This window comes from Catenulispora subtropica (assembly GCF_039531675.1).
In the GTDB taxonomy this organism is placed as follows: Bacteria; Actinomycetota; Actinomycetes; order Streptomycetales; family Catenulisporaceae; genus Catenulispora; species Catenulispora subtropica.
Window position 1 is genome coordinate 85954 of the sequence record NZ_BAAAQM010000027.1, and the last position, 17418, is coordinate 103371.

At 72.6% G+C, this 17418-nt stretch carries 13 protein-coding genes; 2 read left to right on the forward strand and 11 right to left on the reverse strand.

Annotated elements, in window-relative coordinates; translation table 11 throughout:
• Nucleotides 1-39: 39 nt before the first annotated feature.
• The 7 genes from araA to chvE form a co-directional block, all read right to left on the reverse strand.
• Entirely contained in the window at nt 40-1551 is a 1512-nt protein-coding gene (gene araA / locus ABD466_RS23345; protein WP_344659276.1) for an L-arabinose isomerase, read from the reverse strand.
• The gene (locus ABD466_RS23350) at nt 1548-2228 is read right to left on the reverse strand and encodes an L-ribulose-5-phosphate 4-epimerase (RefSeq protein WP_344659277.1); all 681 of its coding nucleotides are present in this window, start codon (nt 2226-2228) and stop codon (nt 1548-1550) included. Before ABD466_RS23350 ends, araA begins: the two co-directional genes overlap by 4 nt.
• Complete coding sequence (locus tag ABD466_RS23355) at nt 2218-3894, reverse strand: ribulokinase (RefSeq protein ID WP_344659278.1); 1677 nt, start codon at nt 3892-3894, stop codon at nt 2218-2220. The genes ABD466_RS23350 and ABD466_RS23355 overlap by 11 nt, the downstream gene beginning before the upstream one ends.
• A gap of 51 nt (nt 3895-3945) precedes the next feature.
• The gene (locus ABD466_RS23360; protein ID WP_344659279.1) at nt 3946-4983 is read right to left on the reverse strand and encodes a LacI family DNA-binding transcriptional regulator; all 1038 of its coding nucleotides are present in this window, start codon (nt 4981-4983) and stop codon (nt 3946-3948) included.
• Nucleotides 4984-5021: 38 nt separating this feature from the next.
• A complete protein-coding gene (gene mmsB, locus ABD466_RS23365; protein WP_344659280.1) occupies nt 5022-6260 on the reverse strand; it encodes a multiple monosaccharide ABC transporter permease in 1239 nt (412 codons plus the stop codon).
• Nucleotides 6260-7867: a multiple monosaccharide ABC transporter ATP-binding protein gene (gene mmsA / locus ABD466_RS23370; RefSeq protein ID WP_344659281.1), complete on the reverse strand. Its 1608-nt coding sequence runs from the start codon at nt 7865-7867 to the stop codon at nt 6260-6262. Before mmsA ends, mmsB begins: the two co-directional genes overlap by 1 nt.
• A gap of 92 nt (nt 7868-7959) precedes the next feature.
• Nucleotides 7960-9099: a multiple monosaccharide ABC transporter substrate-binding protein gene (chvE, locus tag ABD466_RS23375; protein ID WP_344659282.1), complete on the reverse strand. Its 1140-nt coding sequence runs from the start codon at nt 9097-9099 to the stop codon at nt 7960-7962.
• Nucleotides 9100-9290: 191 nt separating this feature from the next.
• On the opposite strand from chvE, the gene ABD466_RS23380 reads away from it, so the two are divergent.
• Nucleotides 9291-10028, forward strand: coding sequence for a phosphotransferase family protein (locus ABD466_RS23380; protein ID WP_344659283.1), 738 nt, complete (start codon nt 9291-9293; stop codon nt 10026-10028).
• An 8-nt stretch (nt 10029-10036) separates the two neighbouring features.
• Here the strand turns inward: ABD466_RS23380 and ABD466_RS23385 are convergent, their stop codons facing one another.
• Together ABD466_RS23385 and ABD466_RS23390 are read right to left on the reverse strand one after the other, a co-directional pair.
• Entirely contained in the window at nt 10037-11617 is a 1581-nt protein-coding gene (locus ABD466_RS23385) for a cell wall-binding repeat-containing protein (protein WP_344659284.1), read from the reverse strand.
• Between the two features lie 110 nt (nt 11618-11727).
• A complete protein-coding gene (locus ABD466_RS23390; protein WP_344659285.1) occupies nt 11728-12378 on the reverse strand; it encodes a hypothetical protein in 651 nt (216 codons plus the stop codon).
• Nucleotides 12379-12499: 121 nt separating this feature from the next.
• Between ABD466_RS23390 and ABD466_RS23395 the strand changes: the two genes are divergently transcribed.
• Nucleotides 12500-14908 (forward strand): ATP-binding protein, encoded by a 2409-nt coding sequence (locus ABD466_RS23395; RefSeq protein ID WP_344659286.1) that lies wholly within the window; start codon nt 12500-12502, stop codon nt 14906-14908.
• Here ABD466_RS23395 and ABD466_RS23400 read toward each other — a convergent pair.
• Together ABD466_RS23400 and ABD466_RS23405 are read right to left on the reverse strand one after the other, a co-directional pair.
• The gene (locus ABD466_RS23400; RefSeq protein ID WP_344659287.1) at nt 14883-16133 is read right to left on the reverse strand and encodes a hypothetical protein; all 1251 of its coding nucleotides are present in this window, start codon (nt 16131-16133) and stop codon (nt 14883-14885) included. The genes ABD466_RS23395 and ABD466_RS23400 overlap by 26 nt on opposite strands.
• A complete protein-coding gene (locus ABD466_RS23405) occupies nt 16130-17245 on the reverse strand; it encodes a HesA/MoeB/ThiF family protein (RefSeq protein WP_344659288.1) in 1116 nt (371 codons plus the stop codon). Before ABD466_RS23405 ends, ABD466_RS23400 begins: the two co-directional genes overlap by 4 nt.
• Nucleotides 17246-17418: the final 173 nt, after the last annotated feature.

A 17418-nucleotide genomic window follows, 5' to 3' on the forward strand; every position in this document is an offset into this window, starting at 1 on the left:
CGGCGGAAGCTCAGCGCGGGCTCACCGTCATCGGAGATCTCAGAATCCGCGCGCCAGCCGGTAGTACGCCTGGTTCCACCGCTGCTCGCGGGCGAACTGCCGCACCCGCGTCTCCGCGTCGATCACGAGCAGCTCCACCCCGACGATCTCGGCCAGGTCGCGCAGCACCTCGGTGTCCAGGGCCGACGAGTACACCGTGTGGTGCGGCGCGCCCGCGGTCAGCCACGCCTCGGCCGACGTCCGCAGGTCCGGGCGCGGCGCCCACACGGCGCGCGCCACCGGCAGCTGCGGCAGCGGCTGGGGCGGGACGACGGTGTCGATCTCGTTGGCCACCAGGCGGAACCGGTCGCCGAGGTCGGCCAGGCCGACGACGACCGCCGGCCCGGGGGCCGCGTCGAAGACCAGTCGCACCGGGTCCTCGCGCCCGCCGATCGACAGCGGGTGGATTTCCAGCTTCGGCCGCTCCCCGGCTATGGAGGGGCAGACCTCGAGCATGTGCGCGCCGAGCACCAGTTCGCGGCCCGGCTCCAGGTGGTAGGTGTAGTCCTCCATGAACGACGTCCCGCCGGGCAGCCCGGCCGACGCCGCCTTCAGCGCCCGCAGCAGCACCGCGGTCTTCCAGTCGCCCTCGCCGCCGAAGCCGTAGCCGTCGGCCATCAGCCGCTGCACGGCCAGGCCCGGCAGCTGCCGCAGGGCGCCTAGGTCCTCGAAGTTGGTGGTGAACGCGCCGAATCCGCCGGCCGTGAGGAACCGCCGCAGCCCGGCCTCGATCCGTGCGCCGTAGCGCAGCGCGTCGTGCCGTGCGCCGCCGGTGCGCAGGTCGGCGGCGACGTCGTAGGTGTCCTGATACTCGTCGACCAGCTCGTCCACGGCCTTGTCGTCGGCCGCCTCGACCGCAGCGGCCAGTTCGTCGACCCCGTAGCCGTTGACCGAGGTCCCGAACACGAGCTCGGCCTCGACCTTGTCCCCTTCGGTGACCGCGACGTCCCGCATGTTGTCGCCGAACCGCGCGACCCGCAGGGAACGCAGCGTGGCGGCCGCGAGGGCGGCGCGGCTCCAGTCGCCGACGCGGGCGGCCACCGAGGGGTCGGCCACGTGCCCGAACACTGTTTTGCGCGGCACGCCGAGCCGGGTCTGGATGTGCCCGAACTCGCGGTCGCCGTGCGCGGCCTGGTTCAGGTTCATGAAGTCCATGTCGATGGTCGCCCACGGCAGGTCTCGGTTGGCCTGCGTGTGCAGGTGCAGCAGCGGCTTGCGCAGGGCGTCCAGGCCGGAGATCCACATCTTGGCCGGGGAGAACGTGTGCATCCACGCGATCACGCCGACGCACCGGTCGTCGGCGTCGGCCTCCAGCATCGCCCGCCGGATCGCCGCGCTGTCGGTGAGCACCGGGCGCCACACCACCGGCACCGGGAGCGTCCCGGACCCGCCGAGCGTCGCGGCCACCTCGCGGGACTGCTCGGCGACCTGGCGCAGGGTCTGCTCGCCGTACATGCCCTGGGAGCCGGTGAGGAACCAGATCTCGCCGGCGGGGTTGTGCAGTGCGGTCATGCGGTCGTTTCTCCCTTGGCGCTCTGGCCGTAGACGTTCTGGTAGCGGTCGTACAGCGAGGCGATGTCCCGCTCCTCGATCGGCAGCGGGCGGCCGTGCTCGCGGGCCAGGTGCACGGTCCTGGCGACGTCCTCGGCCATCACGGCGGCCTTCACCGCGGCCTTGGCGTCCTTGCCGATGGTGAAGACGCCGTGGTTGCGCATCAGCACCGCCGGGGAGTTGCTGCCGGCCAGGGTCTCGACGATGCCGCGGCCGATCGAGTCGTCGCCGATCAGCGCGAACGGCCCGACCGGGATCTCGCCGCCGAACTCGTCGGCCATCGCGGTCAGCACGCACGGCACCGGCTCGCCGCGGGCGGCCCAGGCCGAGGCGTAGGTGGAGTGGGTGTGCACGACGCCGCCGACCTCCGGCATGTGCCGGTAGACGTAGGCGTGGGCGGCGGTGTCGGAGGAGGGGGACAGGTCGCCTTCGACCACGTTCCCGTCCAGATCGCAGACGATCATGTTCTCCGGGGTCAGCTCGTCGTAGCCGACGCCGGAGGGCTTGATGACCAACAGGTTCTCGCCGGGGACGCGGGCGGAGACGTTGCCGGCGGTCCACACGACCAGGTTGTACCGGACGAGTTCGGCGTGCAGGTCGCAGACCTCGCCGCGGATCCTCGCTATATCAGTGCTCACTGGCCGGGCCCTTCTCGGAAGCTATGGCGGCGTTGCGGATCTTGCGCAGCCGGTGCAGCACGCCGCCGCCGGCCCCGAAGGCGTCGTGCAGCGCGCGGTACTCGGCGTAGAGGACGTCGTAGGCGTCGGCCCGCTCGGGGTCGGGGACGTAGGCGGCGGTCTCGCACGCGCCCATCGCCTCGGCGGCGGCCGGCACGTCCGGATAGGCGCCGGCCGCGACCGCGGCGTGGATCGCCGCGCCCAGCGCGGGCGCCTGGTCGGAGACCGCGACGGAGACCGGGCGGCGCAGCACGTCGGCGTAGACCTGCATCAGGAAACTGTTCCGCTTCAGGCCGCCGGCGACCACGAACTCCTCGACCGGCACGCCCCCGGCTTCGAAGGCCTCGACGATGACCCGGGTGCCGAAGGCGGTGGCCTCCAGCAGCGCCCGGTACACCTCCTCGGGGCGGGTGGCCAGGGTCAGCCCGACGATCATCCCGGACAGGTCGTGGTCGACCAGGATCGAGCGGTTGCCGCCCATCCAGTCCAGCGCGATGAGGCCGTGGCCGCCCACCGGCTGATCGGCGCAGGCCGCCGTCAGCTCCTCGTGGTCCCGCCGCGACAGCCCGGACCACCAGGCGAAGATGTCGCCGACGGCGCTCTGCCCGGCCTCGTAGCCGAAGAACCCGGCGGTGATCCCGCCCTCGACCACGCCGCAGATGCCGGGCACGTCGGCCAGCGCGGTGCCGTTGAGCACGTGGCAGGTGGAGGTGCCCATGATCGCCAGCAGCTTGCCGGGGTCGACGGCGCGCGCCGCGGGGGCGGTCACGTGGGCGTCGACGTTGCCGGCGGCCACGGCGATCCCGGCGGGCAGCCCGGTCCACGCGGCGGCGCGCTCGCTCAGGCCGCCGACGCGGGAGCCGAGCGCGGCCAGGCCGTCGGGGTGGGCCAGCCGGGTCGCGGGGAAGTCGGCGAAGCGGGGGTCGAGTCCGGCCAGGAATTCGGAGGACGGATACGCGCCGTCCTGATGGATCCCCTTGTAGCCCGCGGTGCAGGCGTTGCGGGACTCGGCGCCGGTGAGCTCCCAGACGATCCAGTCGGCGGCCTCGATCCAGCGCTCGCAGCGTTCGTAGACGTGCGGCGCCTCCTCCAGGACCTGCAGGGCCTTGGCGAACTCCCATTCGGAGGACTGCTTGCCGCCGTAGCGCGGGGCCCACTTCTCGCCGCGCTCGGCGGCCAGGGCGTTGATGCGGTCGGCCTGCGCCTGGGCGGCGTGGTGCTTCCAGAGTTTGGGCCAGGCGTGCGGCTCCGCGGCCAGGCCGTCGACCTCGCACAGCGGGGTCCCGTCGGCCAGGGCCGGGAGCACGGTGCAGGCGGTGAAGTCGGTGGCGATGCCGATGACGTCGGCAGCGTCCACCTCGCTCGCCGCCAGCGCCGCGGGCACGCCCCGGCGCAGGACGTCGCGCCAGTCCTCGGGGTGCTGCAGGGCCCAGTCCGGCGGGAGCGGGCCGCCGCCGTCGGGCAGCCGCCGGTCGATGACGCCGTGCCGGTAGTCCACGACGGCGCTGCCCAGTTCGCGGCCGTCGGCGACCCGGACCACGACGGCGCGCCCGGACAGGGTGCCGAAGTCGACGCCGACGACGTACCGGGGCCGCGCCGAGGGCGGCGTGTTAGCGGTAACACTCATGGTAGGAAGCAGTCCCTCCATAGAACACTCGAACGCTGATGAAGCGGCTGGTCAAGCCCGCCGCGCGGTGCTGCGCCGCACGACGAGCTCGGTGGGGACGACCACCCCGGCCGGCCCCGCCGGCGCCGTCCCGCTGATCTGCTCCAGCAGCAGCGCCATACTGCGCCGCCCCAGCGCGGCGAAGTCCTGCCGGACCGTGGTCAGCGGCGGGGTGAAGAACGCGGCCTCCGGGATGTCGTCGAACCCGATGACGCTGACGTCCTCCGGCACCCGCCGCCCGGCCTCGTGCAGCGCCAGCAGCAGGCCCAGGGCGATGTGGTCGTTCGCGGCGAAGACGGCGGTCACCGAGGGGTCGGCGGCCAGCCGTTTGCCGCGCTCGTATCCGGAGGCCGCGCTCCAGTCCCCGGGCAGCGGTTCGGCCACCGGCGCCCCGGCTCCGGCCAGCGCGTCGCGCCAGGCGCGCTCGCGCTCCCGGGCGTCGCGCCAGTCGGCCGGGCCGGCCGCGTGGTGCACGGTCGTGTGGCCCAGGTCCAGCAGGTGCCGGACGGCGGCCAGCGGACCGCCGTACTGGTCGACCGAGGCCGAGGTGACGGTGTCGGCGGCGGACAGCGACACCACCGGCAGGTGCCCGGGCAGATGCCGCACCACCTGGTCGGCCGAGACGTGGCCCGGGATCAGGATGATGCCGTCCACGCCCTGGCCGCGCAGCCGGTCCGCGGCCTCGGCCACCGAGCGGCGGCTGGGCGAGGACAGACCGACCACGGAGACGAAGTAGTCCGCCTCGCGGGCGCTGCGCTCGATGGCGCTGACCATCGAGGCCGGGCCGAACAGCGTGGTGTCGAAGCTGACCACGCCGATGGTCCGGGAGGAGCCGGTGGCCAGGGCGCGCGCTATGGCGTTGGGCCGGAAGTCCAGCTGCGCCGCGGCGGCCAGCACCTTGGCCCGGGTCTCGGCGCTGACCCGCGGGTGGTCCTTGAACACCCGGGACACCGTCTGGTGCGAGACCCCGGCCACCTCCGCCACCTCGCGCAGACCGGGGCGGCCCCCGGCGCGCGCCGGCTCGCCCTCGCGCGGCCGCTCGGTCGTCACCTTCGCATGCTCCCTCGTGGTCATCGTCGCTGCGCAGCCTATCGAGCGGTGCCCGCGCGGCGCTTCGCCCACACGTCGAACGCCACGGCGGCCAGCAGGATCAGGCCCTTGACCAGCATGACGCGCTCGCTGGGCGCGCCCAGCAGCGACATGCCGTTGTTGATGACGCCCATGATCAGGCCGCCGGTGATGGCGCCCACCACCTTGCCGACCCCGCCGGTCACCGCCGCGCCGCCGATGAAGGCCGCGGCGATGGCGTCGAGCTCGAAGTTGGTCCCGGCGGTCGGCCCGGCCTGGTTCAGCCGTCCGGCGAACACCACGCCGGCGACCGCGGCCAGCACGCCCATGTTCACGAAGATCCAGAAGGTGACCTTCTTGACCTTCACCCCGGACAGCACCGCCGCCTGCGGGTTGCCGCCGATGGCGTAGACGTGGCGGCCGAACACGGTGCGCGCGGCGACCAGGCTGTAGCCGAGCACCAGGACCGTGAGCAGCACCAGCACCCAGGGCAGGTTCTTGTACCGGGCCAGCTGCACCACGACGCCGAGCACCACGAAGGCCATCAGCGCCATCTTCCCGGCGAACAGCGGCACCGACTCGGCGTGCTGGCCGTACCGGAGCTTGGCGGCGCGCGCCCGCCACTGCGCGGCCACCGCGGCCAGCACCGCCAGCACGCCGATGACCAGGGTGAACAGGTCGGCGCCGCCCAGCGGCCCGAGGCCGACGTTCCCGAACGTGCTGCCCAGGAAGCCGGTGGACAGGGTGCGGACCTGGTCCGGGAACGGGCCGATGCCCTGGTTCCCGAGCACGGTCATGGTCAGCGCCCGGAACACGAGCATGCCGGCCAGCGTCACGATGAAGGCGGGCAGCCCGAAGTACGCGACCCAGTAGCCCTGCCAGGCCCCGATCGCCGCGCCGGCGATCAGGGTGATGGCGAGCGCCAACGGCCACGCCATGTGATGGTTGACCATCAGCACCGCTGATATCGCGCCGGTGACCGCGACCACCGACCCGGCCGACAGGTCGATGTGCCCGGCGATGATCACCAGGATCATGCCGATCGCCAGCACCAGGATGTAGGAGTTCTGGACGATCAGGTTGGAGACGTTCTCCGGGGTCAGCAGCAGGCCGTGCGTGAGGATGTCGAAGAGCACGACGATCGCCGCGAAGGCCAGGTAGATGCCGCTGGCACGGAGGTTGAACTCGAAGCGCCGGCCCGAGCCGAGAGACACGGCGACCGCCGTCTCCGGTTCGCTGGGCGGGGCGATGCTGCTCATCAGAGGTCCTTTTCTTGCGGGGTGGTGGCTTCCGGCTCCGGCGCGGTGAGGACTTCCTCCGCGGTGACGTCCGTGTCCATGAGGGAAGCGGTGGTCATCAGGGTCATGAGGGCCTCGGGGGTGGCCTTGTCCCGGTCCAGCGCCCCGGTGATCCGCCCGGCCGACATCGCGTAGACCCGGTCGCAGATGCCGAGCAGCTCGGGCAGTTCGGAGGAGATCACGAGCACCGCCTTGCCGGAGTCGGCGAGCCGGTTGATGATCGTGTAGATCTCGAACTTGGCGCCGACGTCGATGCCCCGCGTGGGCTCGTCCAGGATCAGCACGTCCGGGTCGGCGAACATCCACTTGGACAGCACGACCTTCTGCTGGTTGCCGCCGGACAGCTTGCCGGTCACGGCGGTCACCGCCGGGGCCTTGATGTTCATCTCGGCCCGGTAGCGGTCGGCGACCTGGTACTCCTTGCGGGGATCGACCAGCCCGGCCCGGTCGGCCAGCTTGGCCAGCGCGGCGGCCGAGACGTTGCGCTTGATGTCGTCGATGAGGTTCAGGCCGTAGCGCTTGCGGTCCTCGGTGGCGTAGCCGATGCCGTGCTTGATGGCCTCGTCCACGCTCCGGGCCCGGATCTCCTCACCGTCCTTGACGAGCCGGCCGGAGATGTCGACACCGTAGCTGCGCCCGAACACGCTCATCGCCAGCTCGGTGCGTCCGGCGCCCATCAGTCCGGCGAGACCGACGATCTCGCCGCGCCGCAGCGTCAGGTTCGCGCCGTCGACGACCTTGCGCCCGCGCTGCGTCGGCGAGAAGACGGTCCAGTCCTCGATCCGCAGGACCTCTTCGCCGATGGTCGGCGTGTGCTCCGGATAGCGGTGCTCCAGATCGCGGCCCACCATGCCGGTGATGATCCGGTCCTGGGTGACGGTCTGCGTGTGGAAGTCGAGGGTCTCGATGGTCCGGCCGTCGCGCAGGATGGTCACGGAGTCCGAGACCGCTTCGATCTCGTTCAGCTTGTGGGAGATGATGACGCTGGTGACGCCCTCGCTCTGCAACCCGCGCAGCAGGTCGAGCAGGTGCTCCGAGTCGTCGTCGTTCAACGCGGCGGTCGGCTCGTCGAGGATCAGCAGGCGCACCTTCTTCGACAGCGCCTTGGCGATCTCGACCAGCTGCTGCTTCCCGACTCCGAGGTCGGAGACCCGTGCGGTGGGGTTCTCCTTCAACCCGACCCGCGCGAGCAGCTCGGCGGCCTCGGCGTTGGTCCGGTGCCAGTCGATCAGCCCGCGCCGCACCCGCTCGTTGCCGAGGAAGATGTTCTCGGCGATCGACAGGTGCGGGGACAGCGCCAGCTCCTGGTGGATGATGACGATGCCGCGTGCCTCGCTGTCGCGGATGCCGCCGAACTCGCACACCTCGCCGTCGAAGGTGATCTCACCCTCGTAGCTTCCGTGGGCGTAGACGCCGGACAGGACCTTCATCAGGGTCGACTTGCCGGCACCGTTCTCCCCGCAGATGGCGTGGATCTCGCCCCGCTTCACTTCCAGGTTCACGTCCTGGAGCGCTTTGACGCCGGGGAAGGTCTTCGTGATCCCGGCCATTTTCAGGATGACGTCCATCCCGGCTCCTTACTCATGCGTCCCGACTGAGGGCGTCCTCGGCGGCCCGGCCCCTCAACCGGGCCGCCGAGGACTGATCTATTCGGGATGGGCTACTGGAGCTGCGCCGCGGTGTAGTAACCGCTGTCGACCAGCACCTTCTGGTAGTTGTCCTTGTAGACGGTCTCGAAGTCGAGGACCTCGGTCGGGACGACCTTGGAGCCGTTGTTGTAGTCGGTGCTGTTGGTCTGGACGGTCTGGCCCTTCAGGACCTCGTCCGCCATCGAGACGGCCAGCGTCGCGAGCTTGCGCGTGTCCTTCCAGACCGTCGCGTACTGCTCGCCGGCGATGATCGACTTCACCGAGGCGACCTCGGCGTCCTGTCCGGTGACGATCGGGTAGGGCTGGCCGGCGGTGCCGTAGCCGGCGGACTTCAGCGCCGACAGGATGCCGATGGACAGACCGTCATAGGGCGAGAGCACGCCCTGCACCTTGGTGCTCGCCGAGTAGGTCTTGGTGATCAGGTCTTCCATCCGTTTCTGGGCGGTGGCCGGGTCCCACCGGAGGATGGCGACCGTCTTGAAGTCGGTCTCCCCGCTCTTGACCACGAGCTTGCCGGAGTCCAGGAAGGGCTTGAGGGTGTCCATCGCGCCCTTGAAGAAGAAGGGGGCGTTGTTGTCGTCCGGCGAGCCGGCGAACACCTCGATGTTGAACGGGCCGGCCGGCGCCGGGCTGACGTCGCTGCCGTCCTCCTTCTTGAAGCCCAGTCCCACCAGCAACGACGTCGCCTGCTGCACGCCGACCTTGTAGTTGTCGAAGCTGGCGTAGTAGTCGACGTTCGGCGACTTCATCAGCAGCCGGTCGTAGGAGATGACCTTGATGCCCTTGTCGTGGGCCTCCTGCAGCTGGTTGGACAGCGCGGTCCCGTCGATGGAGGCGATGATCAGCACCTTCGCGCCCATCGATATCTGGTTCTCGATCTGGTTCGCCTGGGTCGGGATGTCGTTGTTCGCGTACTCCAGGTCCACCTTGTAGCCGAGCTTCTCCAGCCCGGCCTTCACGTTGTCGCCGTCGTGGATCCACCGCTCCGAGGACCGCGTGGGCATCGTGACCCCGACCAACGCCCCCGCGGCCGATCCACTCCCCCCGCCGGCCGCCGCCTTGTCCGCGGTCTTCGTCGACGACCCGCAGGCCGCCAAACCCGTTACGAGCACCACACCGCCCACAGCGGCGGCGATCTTGCTGAGGTTCACGTCGCTCCTTACGTCCGGTCGAGTTCGGGTTCGTGGGACGAGAGTGTTACCGGTAACTCAAACCCTGTCAAGGGTTCATCTGCGAGAAGGAGGTCAGCCTGGGGTGCTGGTCACGGGCTGGTGTTATCGCTAACATGCCGGAGCGGCGAATTCCGGCGACGCCGGCGGGCGGGTCCGGGATAATCGGCGGCGTGCCGGAGATCGAAGTCGTCGTCGCGCACCGGGAGCGCGCGACGTTGCGCGTCGGTGACGTGTTCCTGAAGGTCGACACCGATCAGGCGCGCGCCGACGCCGAAGTCGAGGCGATGGCCCTGGCACCGGTCCCGACCCCGGAGGTGCTCTGGCACAGGCCGCCCGTGCTCGCCCTCGCCGCCGTCCGCGGAACGGCGCTCGGCCGCCTCGGCGAGCCGTCGACCGCCTCGCCCGCGGCGTGGGCCGCGGCCGGCGCCACCCTGCGGACGCTGCACGACGCGCCGCTGCCGCCCCGGCCCGGCCGGAGCCCGGACGAGCTCGCGTCAAGGCTCGACGACGAGTGCGCGTGGCTCGTCGCGAACGACGTGCTGCCCGCCGATCTGGTGACCGTCAACCGCCGGATCGCCGAGGCGGCGCTGCGCCCGTGGCCACCGGCGTTCGTCCACGGCGACCTGCAGATCGCCCACGTCTTCGTCGAAGGCGACGAGGTCACCGGCGTCATCGACTGGTCCGAAGCGGCCCGGGGCGACGCCCTGTGGGACCTCGCCGTCCTGACCCTCGGCCATGAGGACCGCCTGGACGACGTCCTGGCCGGCTACGGCACCGACGTCGACCGCGACGTGATCCGCGCGTGGTGGTCGCTGCGCAGCCTGGTGGCCGTCCGCTGGCTGGTCGAGCACGGCTACGACCCCGCGGCGCCGGGCTGCGAGGTCGACGTCCTGCGATCGCGGATGTGACGGAACCGTTACTGTTTGTGGCCGCTGATCTGCGCCTGGTACCTGGCGCTGCCGCCGAACGCGCCGCCGTACCCGACGATGTCGACGGTACCCGTCAGCGTTCCGTCGGCGTTCGCGGTGACCGTCATGGAGCCCGAGACCGGGAAGTACGGGAAGGCCCCGAGGCCGGGCTCGGTGGTGAAGACGTTGGCGCCGGTGGCGGCGATCCGCTCGTCCGGCTGGAGGGTGACCGTCGAGCCGTCGACCGTGACGAAGCCCATGTCGATGGCCGCAGACGTGGCGCCGGGGTCGCACGCGGAGTTGCTGCCGTTCCAGATGGCGCCCGCCTCGGGGACCCCGCCGGGGTTGCCCGAGAGCAGGCACACGTCGACCGGGTTCACGCCGTTGGTCGTGCCGGTGGTCGTGACGGTGGGGTGCAGGATCACGATGGCGGACCGCTGGAACGCGTTGCCGCCGGCGACCCCGGACAACGTCACCGCGTACTGTCCCATCATCCCCGCGGGGGTCCCGCCGCCCCCGGCCGGAGTCCCCAGCCGCGCGAGCAGCCCGTCGCTGACGGCGCCGGGCCCGCCCGCGACATCGCCGGCGGTCAGCCGGCCGCCGGCCGCCGCCAGCCACGCCAGCGTCGCGTCGCCGGCCAGGGTCGGCGAGTCGGTCAGCAGCAGCGGTTCGCGGTGCACCCCGGCCAGGACGCCCAGAGCCAGCGCGTCGACGCCGCCGCCGGCGTCGTCGCCGCGGGCGAAGGCCACACGCGACGGGTCGAAGCCGGCCGTGCCGACGGCGTACGACGCGATCGCCGCCGCCGTGGAACCGCGGTCGGACCCGGCCAGGCGCTGCGTGGAGACGCCGAGCGCGCGCAAGGCGTTCTCGACCGCGGGCGACACCGCTGCCGGGCCGCCGAGGACGAGCACCTGCGTGATCCCCAGCCGCCGGATCGCGGACGCCGCCTGCGCGGACAAGGTCTTCGGGTCGCTCAGCAGGATCGGGAGCCCGGCGCCGGAGGCCACGGCGGAGCCGGCGAGCGCGTCGGGGAAGGTCGCGCCCGAGGCCAGCAGTGCGGTCGGCTTCCCGTCGATCCGGCCGACCGCCGAGGCCGGCGGTGCGGTGGCGATCGCCAGCGAGGTGTCGTAGCGCGACGGCCCGGCTTCGCGCGTCACCTGCGTCACCCCGGGCAGGGCGCGCAGCTGGGCCTCGACCGCCCCGTCCGCGGCCGCGGTCCCGCCGACGAGGTAGACGTGGGTCGCGCCGAGCTTCCGCAGGGCCGCCGCGGTCGCATCCGGCAGCGCGTGGCCCTCGGTGAGCAGGATCGGCGCTCGCAGGTAGCCGGCGAGGTAGCTGGCCGACAGCGCATCGGGGAACGACTGGCCGCTGGCGACCACGACGTTCGCCGCACCGCCGGGATAGGCGCCCAGCGCCAGCGCGGCGGCCGTGCCGTAGCGGTCCGGCCCCTGCCACCGGGTCAGCGCGATCCCGGAGGCGGCGTGCGCGGCGGGGACGTCGGCCATCACCGCGACGCCCGTCGCGGCGAGCGCCAGGGAGAGCAGACGGGTCAGGCGCCTACGCGGGGGTTCCGAGCTGAACACGTTCACGAGGACTCCAAGAAGCTGTTGTCGGCTGGGATGGAAGAGGAGGGAGCAGTTCTGATCCTGGGGCTTCGGCGCGGCCGTCTCGCTCGGGGATAAACCTGAGATGATCCTTCTCAGAACGGCGGGCCGGAGTGGCGCGCGAGTGTCTCGAAGTGCGCCTGCAACAGGCGGGCATCAGCGTCCTGCGGATCGAGCAGGGCCATCTCTCGCCAGATCGCGGCGGCCTGGACCGGAGCGGCGTCGGCGGCGCTGGAGCGCAGCCGGTGGACGTCGGCCGCGTCGAGCAGGTGCGGGAAGAGCAGCATCGCTGCGGCCGTCGGCGGTACGCGGGTCTGCGCGACGTCGGCGAGGCGTGCGGCCAGCTGCCCGGCGGTCAGGGGCAGGTCGGCGCGGTCGAGGTGCTCGGTGAGGGCCGCGGCGAGGACGCCGTGGCGGTCGAGGAGCAGCACCCGGCGCGGGCAGTCGGCCCGGAACACGGCGCGGGCGGTGCGGCCGGTGCGGTCAGCGCGGTCGGTGCGGTCGGTGCGGTCGGTGCGGTCGTCTCCCGAGCGGTAGCACCACAGGCGGTCGCCGTGCCCCAGGTCGGGCGCCGCGCACAGGGCCTCGAGGATCCCGTCGGCGGCGTCCGGGCCGTTCACCAGGAAGATCCGGTCGGCCGCGAAACCCAGGCCGCGGAACAGATCGCACACCGCGGCGGCGTCCGCAAGCAGTATGTCGGCGGTCCGCGGGCCACTATCATCAGAGGTCTCATCAAGGCTCGGCACATCACGATCGTCGGCCCCGCACGGTCCCGATCCCACACGGGACGACCCACGGATCACCCACGGATCCGCCGGGGCCGCCTGCACCGCGCACCTCGTCACCACTGGTTCCTTGGGGGGATTCGTGGACCACACCTTCGCCGCGCTGCTGCGCGAGGAGCGCCGGGCGGCGGGCCTGACACAGGAGGAACTGGCCCACCGCTCAGGCGTCGCCCAGCGGACGATCAGCGATCTGGAGCGCGGCAAGTTCCCGTCGCCGCGCGTGCAGACCGTCCGCCTGCTGGCCGGCGGCCTCGGCCTCAGCGGTCCGCGCCGGGAACGCCTCGAACACGCGGCACGCGGCCTGCCGACCGGCCCGGACCCGGCCGCGGTGTTCAGCAGGGTCCGCATCCCCCCGACCCCGTTGATCGGCCGCGAGGCCGACACCGCCCGCGTCGCGGACCTGCTGACCGCGGGCACCAGCCGCATCGTCACCCTGACCGGACCCGGCGGTGTGGGCAAGACCCGCCTCGCGGCCGCGGCGGCCGCCGCGGCCGCGACCGCGTTCCCGGACGGCGTCCGCGACGTGGACCTGGTCCCCCTCCGCGACGCGGACGATCTGCTGCGGGCGATCGCGCACCGGCTGACCGCCCCGGGCGGCGGCGAGGTCGCGGACGCCGCGGACCTGGCCGCCCGCCTCGGCGGCGACCGCCTGTTGCTGGTCCTGGACAACATGGAGCACCTGGTCGACCACGCCGACCCGCTCACGGCCCTGGTGTCCGGGTGCCCGAACCTGTCGGTGCTGGTGACCAGTCGCGTACCGCTCCGAGTGCGCGGCGAGCAGGAGTACGCGGTGGCTCCGCTGCCGGTGCCGGGGCCCGAGGAGGTCGCCGGGCCGGGCGCGGCGGTGGGGGTCGGCGGTGCCGGCGGAGCCGCGGGAGCCGGCACGCCGCTCCCCGCCTCCGTCGAGCTCTTCACCCTCCACGCGGCCCGCCGCCGCTACGGCTGGCGCCCCACCGCGGCGGACCTGCGTCACGTCGGCGCGATCTGCCGGGCGCTGGACGGGCTGCCGTTGGCGATCGAGCTGGCCGCGGAGCGCATCGGTTCGCTGGATCCGGCTTCCATCGTCGACGCCCTGGCCTCGGCGTCCGGAGCGCTCGGGTTGCTCGCCGACGGGCCGCGCGACCTGCCGGACCGGCAGCGGAGCATGGCCGCGTCGGTGCGGTGGAGCTACGAGCAGCTGCCCGAGGCGGGGCGGACGCTGCTGCGCTCGCTGGCGATCTTCCCGGCGCGGTGGCGGTGGGAGGCGCTCGCGGCGGTCGGCGGTCCCCAGGCGCCGGTGGCCGTCGCAGAGCTCGTCGACTCCCATCTGGTGCAGATCCAGGAGGGACCGAACGGTCTGACCTACCGCCTCTCGCAGCCGGTGCGGGAGTTCGCGGCGGAGCAGCTGGAGCAGCACGCCGAAACGGCCACGGTCTCGCGGCTCCTGACGGACTACGCGGTCGAACTGGCCGATCGGGCCGAGCCGCATCTGACCGGTCCCGACCAGGCGGCCTGGCTGGACCGGCTCGACGACGAGCACGACACCCTGCGCGCCGTGCTCGCGCGCCTCGTCGAGGACGGCGGGGCCGAGCAGGCCATCCGCCTGTCCGGTGCGCTCTGGCGGTTCTGGTACGCCCGCGGCCACATCCGCGGCGGCCGGGCCTGGCTCCGCCGGGCGCTGACCGCCTTGGACGCCGACCCGTCGCGCGCCGATCCCCCGGCGGCCGCCGACGCCGTCCGCCTGGCCCGCGCTCTCAACGGCCTGGCCTCGCTGGAGTCCTGCCTCGAAGAGACCGCGGGCGTCCCCGGCCTCTACAAGCGCGCGATCGCGCTGTGGGAGCGTGCCGGCGACACGGCCGGCTCGTCGGCCTCCCGCACGAATCTCGGGATGTACGAACACTTCTACGGCTCGCCGGAGGCGGCCCGCGACCTGTACCGGCAGGCCGCCGACGACGCCCGGACCGGCGGCCACGACCGCCCGCTGGGCGCCGCGCTGGTGAACCTGGGCCAGCTCCTCACCGGCATCGGGGAGACCGAGGCCGCCGAAGCGTCCCTGGACGAAGCCCTTGAAGCGTTCCGCCGCCACGGCGACCTGCGAGCCCAGGCCGACACCCTGGGCTGCCTCGCGGAGCTGGCGCTGACCCGCTCCCGCCCCCGGCAGGCCCGCAGACACGCGGCGTCGGCGCGGCGTCTGTTCACCGCGCTGAACGACGAACTGGGAGTCACCCAGACCTGGGAGGTCACGGCTCGCTGCGAGGCGGCCGAAGGGGACTACGCGGCGGCCGACGAGCGGCTGGGCAAGGTCCTGGCCCGGTATGAGGAACTCGAGTACCCCTGGGGCGCCGCCGAGGCCGTCACGGCGCGCGCCCGGTTCGCCGCCGCCGGCGGCGACCCGGATCTCGCCTACGTCCTGGCCACCGACGCCGTCCGCCGGTGGGAGGGCATCGAGGACGCCGGGGACGCGGGTCAGGAGGCCCGGGACCTGCTCACAGCGCTCGACGACGGGCCCTGATCCGCCTCGTCAAGGTCCTGATGAACAGCGCCTGCGTGACGACCGGCACGACGAGCATGATCGTGCCGTCGACGATCTGCGGCACGGCGCCGGCCGGTACGTTCACGGCGACCTCCCGCGCGCTGCGGTAGATCGTCACGGCGAGGATCGGCAGCTGGAAGAACCCGAACTCGGCGAGGGTGACCGTGGAGCCCAGTGCTACGACGACGGCGTAGATCCGCACCGGCCGCCGCTCCCGCTGCGGGAGGCCGTCGGTCGGGTCCGGACCCCGCGAGCGCGCACCGCGGGACCGGAGGCCGGCGGCCCACCACCGCAAGCGCGCCGTCGCGTCGCCGTGAAGGTTCTTGCAGCCGGTCAGCTCCTGGACGATCAGGTAGACGTCGGTGCGCACATAGACCGCGAACTGCAACAGGAACGACAGCAGGATCGTGAGGCTGATCAGCTCCGTGATGCGGTGCGCGACCGACCCCGTGGGCGTCGAGGCGGCGATGAGCAGGCACGTGGAGACGACGACGAGGTCGGAGATCATGCCGGCGACGTAGAAGCGCAGCCGGGCACGGCGATCCGCGGCCCACAGCCCCGGCACGCTGGTCTGCGCGACCAGGAACGTCAACCGGGTGCCGAACCCGATCCGCCCGCCGATGCCCGCCGCCCGCGCCGCGGCCAGGTGCCAGAACTCGTGGAGAGCGGCGTTGCTCCAGCTCAGGACCATGGCGGTCAGGGCATTGACACCGGGATGGGAGAACGCGAAGAAGGACCGGAAGGTCGGCATCACCTGATCGTGGAGCGCGACGCCGAACCCGACGGCCACATACGCCGCCAGCACGATCGCGACCGGCGGCGTGAACACCCAGCGCACGTGCCCCGGCCGCAGCCGCGGCAGGCTCGGCGGCTGCGGCGCGGCCGCGCCGGCGTCGGCGGGCCGGCCGTCGACCGTCGCGACGAAGCCGAGCTCGACCAGGTCGCCGACGAAGTCGGCCACGTCGAGGTCGGCGTCGTGGCGGCGGTCCGCCTCCCGCTTCGCCTCACCGACGCGCCGCCCGGCGGTCAGCAGGTCGATCACCGTCTTGGCCTCGGCGGGCAGCTCGACGAACTCGCCGGTGGCCGCGCGGCCGACGACCCACGCGCCGTCCTCCTCGGGACGGAAGGTGAGGTCGTGCAGGACGACCACCGAATCCGCGGCGACCGCGACCGGCTGTCCGGCGGGTGTCTCGACGGCGGTCACGGCGCACCCATCCGCTTGCCGCACCCGACCGCGCAGTCCGGCCGCGGCGCGCCCTCGATGTAGTGCTGCTGGTCGTAGTCGATCAGGTAGCGCTGCAACGACCGGCCGGCGGTCTGCACCCGCATCCCCAGCAACAGGTGGATCGTCTCCAGGGCGACGTAGTGCCCTGCGATGGCCGCCGACGCGGCGATGACCGGGTGGTGGTCGTCGGTCTCGTCCGGGACGTGGCGCAGCAGCCCCATCTCCTCGGACCGCTCGGCGAAGCCGGCGTTCAGACAGTCCATGCACACAGTCCGCCCGGGGATGAACGTCGACAGCGACATCTCCGGGCCGATGTAGGCGGCGTTGAGGAACGGGATCCCGAGGCGGTACGCGGCCTCGTTCGCCCAGCGCCGGATGAGACCGCGCGGCCGGTCCGCGCACAGCACGAAGGCGTCGTGGCCGATCACGACGCGCGCGACGGCGTCGGCTCCGTCCAGGAGCACCTCCTCCGCGGTGACCTCGGCGTCGCTGTTCAGCTCCGTCAGCCGGCGCACCGCGGCGCCCACCTTGCGGCGGCCGACGTCCGCCTCGGTGAACAGCAGCTGCCTGCTGAGGTTCGACAGCTCGACCCGGTCGTGGTCGACGCAGTGCACGCCGCCGACGCCGGAGGCGACCAGGCCGGCCGCCACCGCCGAGCCGACGCCGCCGACGCCCAGCACCGCGACCCGGGCGGCTTTGAGCGTCGCGAGCATCTCGTAGGCGTTCGTGGCGGGGTCCAGGTTGACCGTGTCGAAGTACTCGAGCGTGCGCTTGTGCCGGGCCAGGTCCCGGTAACCGAGCTGCGGCGGCAGGACCGCGGCCGCGTCGTGGACCCAGCCCGACTGGATGAGGAAGTCCAGCACCTCGCCGACGTCCTCCGGACCGGCCACCCCGGGCGGTAGGGCCGCCGTCGCCTGGAGCACCAGCTCGCCGCGGGTGAGCGAGCCGTCCATCCGGGATATCAGGGCCCGCAGGACACCGTCCTCGTCCTCGATCTCGGTGGCCAGCCCGTGGACCCAGGGTCCGAACCACACCTTGCCGTCGGCGTGGATCTGGGGCCGGTGGCCCGGCTTGAGGCGTGGTCGCAGCATGCTGGTTCTCTTTCCTCGGGCGGGGAGCGCGGAAGCGGCGGGACCCGGCGCATGCCGGATCCCGCCTGGGGAAAGGCGTATCAGCCGGCGCCGTCCTCCCACGGGTGGTACGTCGCCTCGAGCTTGTCGAGCTTGCGGATCTTGATCTTCTTCATGGTGGTCACCTCCTCTCC

Coding starts and splice junctions, on each gene's coding strand:
- araA (WP_344659276.1), bottom strand. CDS start 1,551: ATGACCGCACTGCACAACCCCGCCGGCGAGATCTGGTTCCTCACCGGC.
- ABD466_RS23355 (WP_344659278.1), bottom strand. CDS start 3,894: ATGAGTGTTACCGCTAACACGCCGCCCTCGGCGCGGCCCCGGTACGTC.
- mmsB (WP_344659280.1), bottom strand. CDS start 6,260: ATGAGCAGCATCGCCCCGCCCAGCGAACCGGAGACGGCGGTCGCCGTG.
- mmsA (WP_344659281.1), bottom strand. CDS start 7,867: ATGGACGTCATCCTGAAAATGGCCGGGATCACGAAGACCTTCCCCGGC.
- ABD466_RS23405 (WP_344659288.1), bottom strand. CDS start 17,245: ATGCTGCGACCACGCCTCAAGCCGGGCCACCGGCCCCAGATCCACGCC.